This is a genomic window from Sodalis sp. dw_96 (assembly GCF_018449575.1).
In the GTDB taxonomy this organism is placed as follows: domain Bacteria; phylum Pseudomonadota; class Gammaproteobacteria; order Enterobacterales; family Enterobacteriaceae; genus Acerihabitans.
Map to the genome: position 1 here is coordinate 60,939 of NZ_JAAVUT010000027.1, position 6,185 is coordinate 67,123.

Sequence of the window (6,185 nt, forward strand, 5' to 3'; positions counted from 1 at the left end):
CGGCGGGTGCGCGATTACAATATCGATTGTCTAAACGGAATGCGTTTTGGTTGCCGCCAGTCGATTGATTCCATTAGCATCGACAACTGGGCTTGTGTCAGGAACACCTTGCCGTCCTGGGCTTGCGGCCAGACGAAGCGGCCCCGCTCAAGGCGTTTTGCCAGCAGGCACAGGCCGTCGCCGGTCGACCAGAGCACCTTTATCAGGTTGCCGCCCCGGCCCCGAAAGACAAAGACATGACCGGACAACGGGTCTTCGCGCAGGGTGACCTCAACTTGGGCGGCCAGGCCCTGGAAGCCCTTTCGCATATCGGTGTGACCGGCGACCAGCCAGATACGGGTTCCCGTCGGGAAGACTGTCATGATTGCGGACCCTTGAGTTCATGGATAAGGGCGCATAACAGCGCCGGCGTCAGGTTGCCGGTCAGACGTAACCGGGTATCGGTGAACTCAATGTCGCAGGTAACCGGTTGTTCGGCAGAAGGTGAACGTGATGGCCCGGTGGCCAGCGTGACCGCCAACAGTTCAGCCTGCTTTGTCGCGGGGAGTTTAGGCTGTACGCCGAACTTGCCCTGGCGGTAGAGCTGGCGCCAGTTGAACAGCAAATTATCATTGATACCGTTATCTCGTGCCAGCTTAGCGATGGATACGCCGGGCTGGAGTGCTTGCTCAACCAGATTGATCTTAAAGTCCAGGGGGAAATTGGGACGACGTCTTGAGGGTTTTTCGGGGGGTTGTTTCATGGGTAGCGTCCGTTAAAAAAAATGATGGACATCATCTTTGACAATTGGACGAGAAATTAACAGACGGCACTGAGACGACGCTTACGACAAAGTTATGCCTGGATTACCTTCATACTCTCCAGTATACAGGTCCGGATCGACGGATTCTGGCGTCCCGGAAGTTACCCCTCCCTATAGGATTAATACACCAAAATCGCCAGACACGGCCAGTGCAGATGCGCCCCCTCAGAACATAGCGAACGTCATCGCTTCAGCTCTGAAGGATAACAAAATGCAATTAGAGATAACCATCGTCAACAGCCAGACCGGCCAAAAACAGGTTCTCACTAAGTCAGGACCGAAGGTCACAACGTCATTGAGCTTTCCGTAATTTTTTATTGTAAGTACCTAAAATTCGGTGGATTAAGAATAAAACAGGGAGCACTATAAATCCTGCCATCGGTATGATGGAAAATAATGTAGGAGCATCCAACGGTGAAAATAAGAACAATTCTTATCATGGCGGCTATTTTTTTCTCAACACTTTGTCACGCGGCATGGTATACAAAAGTTGATGATGACATTTTCTCAGGCAAAAAAAATGCAATGCTCTTTGGTGATTTGAACTCGGCGAGTTCTTTACTCGTTTTTGATTGCTCTCCAGATAATTTGTCGATCTCTTACCTTGAAAAAACAACGGCAGCTGAGATACCCCCGGCTCCTATTGATATGCTCGTGAAGGTCGATTCAGCGGATGTTGTTAAATTTGACGCTATCATGGGGCGCCGCAATGACACTTACATGTCGATATCAGCGGCAGATAAAGACCTGATCCTAACGCTACTCTCGCAAATAAAATCAGCAAGAAATAAAATCTTATTAGGTCTTCAGAATACATCTGTTGGGATGAAATTATCATTATCAACCGATGCTCAAGGGTCTTCAAAAGCTGTTGCCGATTTTGTGACTGCGTGTGGCATCACTCTAAAATAATAAAATATATATCATTGAACAAAACCCTCTTCGGAGGGTTTTTTGCTATATGGAGTAAAGCATGTCCATATTAAGTGACGAATTATCCTCATTGCTGGGTGGCTCCGGAGATAGTTGGATTTGGTCCGATCATCTGCATGCAGCCTCATTCCGCGGCGTCCCCTTCGCCGTGACAACCGGTGATGGTGAGTTCGGCCGCCGCCAGGCGGTGCATGAATACCCCTTCCGAGATTCGGTCTGGGTTGAAGACCTGGGACGCTCAACCCGTAAGCTGACGCTGCGCGGGTTCATCATTCAAAGCAGCCTGCTTTATACGGCTGGCGACGTGATGACCCAGCGCGATTCGCTGGTGGCCGCCTGCGAAACTTCCGGGCCTGGTACGCTTATTCATCCCACGCTGGGCGAGTTGACGGTCAGCATTCCGGCTGGTGGGCTGAAAATCACAGAAGGCCCGGCCGGCCGCGTATTTGAATTCACCTTGACGGTGATTGAATCGGGACTGAAAGTTTTTGCCCTGACTGATGCCGCCAGCGCCACTTCGACGGTAACCACCTCTTATCTCTCTTTGGTATCAAAAATTGCCGCCACGTTTATTTCTGAAGTAAAGGGCGATTTACGTACAGTCACTCAGGCTATCAAGACCCTAAAAAGCACCGGCAAGTTTTGGTCCAGCATGGTGACCAGCACTGCCGATGAGGCCACCAACCTAAATAACACCCTCAAATCGACATTCGGCAGCACACGATACGGGCGATATGAAAATGGTGATGTAGGCGGGAGCGTATCGGGCACGACAGGGAATGTGAGCACGACTGCGGACACGGACGATTATGATGGTCTTGTGGCTGAAAAAATTGCGACATCAATCGAAAACCGGGCCGCCATAGACGCCTCAACAGCAGCCCTACTGGATTCAACCACTATCGAGGCGTATTCAGCAAATGCCCAGGCGATTGCGGATGCCATCAATAGTGGGATAGCAAGCCTGAGCGATCTGATCCGTGTTTGGGAGAGCCTGGCCGCTTTCACGGACACTACATACCGCCCGGCGGTCAGTGACAGTGGGATTGCCGCAGCTGCAAATTATTATTTTGTCGTTCTGGCTGCGGGCGCCATGGCCAACGCTGCCGCGCAGTACTCGCCGTCTAGTTATGATGATGCGATGAATGTGCTGGCCCGAGTGATCGCCGTGATTGATTCTGTGACCCTAACGGTCGCCAATACAGGCTATGACGATGTCTATCGGGAAATGCAGGCCCTTAGGGAGGCGGTCGTTACCACCCTGCAGAGTACCGGCGCCAATCTGGCCGATGTTCAGCCGATGAATTTTAGCCGCTCGCTGCCGGCACTTTATCTTGCCAATCGGCTTTATCAGGATGCAGCTCGCGCCGAATCTTTAATGAAAATGGCCGATCCTGTTCATCCGGCGTTTATGCCAACTTCATTTAAGGCGTTGACATCATGAGCGATGAATTAAGCCTGACCATTGGCGGTAAAATCATATCAGGGCGGGATCAGGTCCGCGTGACGCGAGGTATTGAGCGCCTACCCAGTGATTTCGATTTATCTCTGCTCAACTTTTACCCTGGTAATCCTGAACAGCAGTTGGTAAAGCCCGGCGATCCCTGCGTCGTCAAAATTGGTACCGACCCGGTCTTAACCGGCTATGTCGACCGGTGGGCACCGATGATATCCAGCGCACGTCATGAAGTCAGGGCGGTAGGGCGCAGTAAATGTCAAGACCTGGTGGACTGCTCCGCTGAGTGGCCCAACAACGTTATCAGCAATGCAAACGCCCTTCAGATAGCGCAACGTCTGGCAGATCCCTATGGTATTACCGTCTCGTCCGATGTGTCCGGTTTGGCTATGGTTCCGCAATTTACCCTTAACTGGGGCGAGTCCTCCCAAGAAATTATCGACCGGATATCCCGATGGGCGGCGCTGCTCTATTACGATCTGCCTGATGGAAATCTATTTCTCACCCGCGTGGGAACGAAAAAAGCGGCCAGCGGCGTAGCTCAAGGCGCCAACATTCAGGACGCTGCCTATGAGACATCCATTGACGAGCGTTTTTCAAACTATACGGGCGTCTCACTGTCGGTAACCCCCATGACAGGGGACTATAGCGCCGTCACCAAGGCAACAGCCACAGATCCGGAAGCGCTGACCATGCGCTATCGCAATCATATTGTGATAGTCGAAAGCACCATGGTTGCCCATGATAAAGCGCAGGACTGCATAAATTGGGAGATGAATCGCCGCTATGGACGCTCGAAAAAGCTGCAAGTCACCGTTGATAGTTGGCGAGATAGCGCCGGCGTTCTGTGGACACCCAATACCTTGATCCCGATTAACATACCTATCTTCGGATTGAAGAATGTGTCCTGGTTGCTCTCTGAGGTGACTTACGTCAAGGACGATAGGGGAACCGTAGCGCATATGGTCCTGATGCCTCCCGAAGCCTTTACCGTGCAACCTTACCAATTTTATCAGGAAGTTCCTGAGCTGGTGAATAATGGACATTAATGACAGTCTTTCGAGGCTTTATCGCCAGGTAAAAATGATGATAGGCATTGGGCGCATAACCGGGCTGTCAGATGGTGGCGTGGTTCAGCAGGTCCAATATCAAACTTCTATGGAGGTGCGCGATAAAACCAATCGCCTAGCGGAATTCGGTTTCTCTTCTGGTCTGCCGATGGGAACTGATGTCGTACTTGCATTTTTGGGCGGTGACAGGTCAAGCCCGGTGATCATTGCCTCCAACCACCAGGGGTCACGGCACACAGGTCTTGAGCCCGGCGAGACGGTGATTTACAGCCAGTGGGGGCAATACGTCAAACTGACGGAAACCGGGATCGTCGTTGAGGCGAATGGCCAGCCGGTCACGGTCAATAATGCGACCACTCTTAAAGCCACAGCGACCGTGAGCGTTACCCTGGATACGCCTGTTTTGTATTGCACCGGCGATATTATCGATAACAGCGGCTCTAACGCCGTCACCCTGAAACAATTGCGCGATGCTTACAATGCGCATACTCACCAGGTTAAAGAAGTTGAAGGCGGAGACTCGACCGTTGTCAACCAAACCACAGGGGATCCCGTCTAATGACCGACATTACCACTTTATGGGATGGCGAACAGTCGATCGGCGACTGGCAGGCGGGCCAGGGAGACTTGCTCAGCGGGAACGATCTGGAAACGGCCATCCTAATTAGCCTTTTCACTGATCGGTTGGCGCGGGCCGATGATGATTATGATGCCGTTGGCCGCCGAGGCTGGTGGGGAGACACCGGCGCGGATTACCCCATAGGCTCCCGGTTATGGTTGTTGCGGCGCCAGAAATTAACGCCGGCCACCGCCGCCCGGGCCGAAACCTATGCTACTGAGGCATTGCAATGGCTGATTGATGACAGTGTAGTCAGCAGCGTCACGATCACCACGCAGATTGTCTACCCCCGCCGGTTAAATATGCAAATCGCTTTCTTTAAACCAGACGGCACATCGCCGGCGTTCAAATATTCCTGGGTCTGGGAGAAATAAAACATGCCCTACAATCGACCGACGCTGACCGAACTGCGCCAGCGCAACCAGGCATTTATTCAGTCAGAACTTAAAAATATCGGCGCGCTGCTGAGATTTTCCAATATGGGGATCCTGGGGGATGCCGATGCCGGCATGGCCTATCTGCACTATGGATACCTGGACTGGATTGCAAAACAGGCCGTTCCCTACACGGCCACGGATGAATATTTAGCAGCGTGGGCGGCACTCAAAAGCATCACGCAGAAGCCCGCCACGGCGGCCACATGCCCAACGGTTGCCATTACCGGAACAACCGGCGCAACGTTGGCTGCCGGTGCTGTCCTCAATCGCAGTGACGGATATCAATATACCCTGGACGCAGGGATCACAATCGGCTCCGACGGGGCGGCCTTAGGGGCCATTACAGCCGTTCTCCCGGACCCATCGGATGATTCAACAGGCGGCGGTGAGACGGGTAATGCACCTCTCGGGACATTATTAACATTGGACGCTGCTGCCGTAGGGATTAACAGCCAGGTCACGGCTACCGCGGTGATCACCGGCGGGGCGGATATTGAAACGGAAGACGCATTCAGGTCCCGCATGCTGCTTGCTTACCAGAACACCCCTCAAGGCGGCAATAGCAATGACTATGAGGGATGGGCTTTGGATGTGTCAGGCGTAACACGGGCATGGGTGGCACCGCGCCTGATGGGGGCCGGAACGGTGGGCGTGTATATCATGCTGGATGGCGACAACGCCAACAATGATGGCGGTTTTCCGATAGGAACGGACGGTGTAGCCACGAAAGAAACCTATACCGCCGGGAAGGCAACCGGCGACCAATTACGGGTGGCAGATTATATTTTTCCCCTGCAGCCGGTCACCGCACTGGTTTATGTCTGCTCGCCCATCAAAACCACGGTGGACTTCACGATCAGTGGGCTAA

The 6,185-nt window shown here is 52.9% G+C and carries 8 protein-coding genes; 6 read left to right on the plus strand and 2 right to left on the minus strand.

What is annotated here, in order from left to right; all coding sequences use genetic code 11:
- Positions 1-14: 14 nt before the first annotated feature.
- Both tnpB and HB631_RS24480 read right to left on the minus strand, forming a co-directional pair.
- A complete protein-coding gene (gene tnpB, locus HB631_RS24475; RefSeq protein WP_213993791.1) occupies positions 15-362 on the minus strand; it encodes an IS66 family insertion sequence element accessory protein TnpB in 348 nt (115 codons plus the stop codon).
- Positions 359-742: a transposase gene (locus tag HB631_RS24480; RefSeq protein WP_213993792.1), complete on the minus strand. Its 384-nt coding sequence runs from the start codon at positions 740-742 to the stop codon at positions 359-361. The genes tnpB and HB631_RS24480 overlap by 4 nt, the downstream gene beginning before the upstream one ends.
- Before the next feature lie 474 nt (positions 743-1,216).
- Between HB631_RS24480 and HB631_RS24485 the strand changes: the two genes are divergently transcribed.
- The 6 genes from HB631_RS24485 to HB631_RS24510 form a co-directional block, all read left to right on the plus strand.
- Positions 1,217-1,714: a hypothetical protein gene (locus HB631_RS24485; RefSeq protein ID WP_213993793.1), complete on the plus strand. Its 498-nt coding sequence runs from the start codon at positions 1,217-1,219 to the stop codon at positions 1,712-1,714.
- Between the two features lie 61 nt (positions 1,715-1,775).
- Positions 1,776-3,179: a DNA circularization N-terminal domain-containing protein gene (locus tag HB631_RS24490; RefSeq protein ID WP_213993794.1), complete on the plus strand. Its 1,404-nt coding sequence runs from the start codon at positions 1,776-1,778 to the stop codon at positions 3,177-3,179.
- Positions 3,176-4,240 carry a phage baseplate assembly protein gene (locus tag HB631_RS24495; protein WP_213993795.1) on the plus strand — a complete coding sequence of 355 codons (1,065 nt, stop codon included), beginning with the start codon at positions 3,176-3,178 and terminating at the stop codon, positions 4,238-4,240. The genes HB631_RS24490 and HB631_RS24495 overlap by 4 nt, the downstream gene beginning before the upstream one ends.
- Positions 4,227-4,820, plus strand: coding sequence for a phage baseplate assembly protein (locus HB631_RS24500; RefSeq protein WP_213993802.1), 594 nt, complete (start codon positions 4,227-4,229; stop codon positions 4,818-4,820). Before HB631_RS24495 ends, HB631_RS24500 begins: the two co-directional genes overlap by 14 nt.
- Positions 4,820-5,254, plus strand: coding sequence for a phage GP46 family protein (locus HB631_RS24505; protein WP_213993796.1), 435 nt, complete (start codon positions 4,820-4,822; stop codon positions 5,252-5,254). Before HB631_RS24500 ends, HB631_RS24505 begins: the two co-directional genes overlap by 1 nt.
- Before the next feature lie 3 nt (positions 5,255-5,257).
- Positions 5,258-6,185, plus strand: a 928-nt coding sequence (locus tag HB631_RS24510) for a baseplate J/gp47 family protein (RefSeq protein ID WP_213993797.1), incomplete at its 3' end; no start/stop codon positions are given.

Excerpts from the sequence above, each read along its gene's own strand:
- HB631_RS24480 (WP_213993792.1), bottom strand. The coding sequence starts at position 742 with ATGAAACAACCCCCCGAAAAACCCTCAAGACGTCGTCCCAATTTCCCC.
- HB631_RS24495 (WP_213993795.1), top strand. The coding sequence starts at position 3,176 with ATGAGCGATGAATTAAGCCTGACCATTGGCGGTAAAATCATATCAGGG.
- HB631_RS24490 (WP_213993794.1), top strand. The coding sequence starts at position 1,776 with ATGTCCATATTAAGTGACGAATTATCCTCATTGCTGGGTGGCTCCGGA.
- HB631_RS24505 (WP_213993796.1), top strand. The coding sequence starts at position 4,820 with ATGACCGACATTACCACTTTATGGGATGGCGAACAGTCGATCGGCGAC.
- tnpB (WP_213993791.1), bottom strand. The coding sequence starts at position 362 with ATGACAGTCTTCCCGACGGGAACCCGTATCTGGCTGGTCGCCGGTCAC.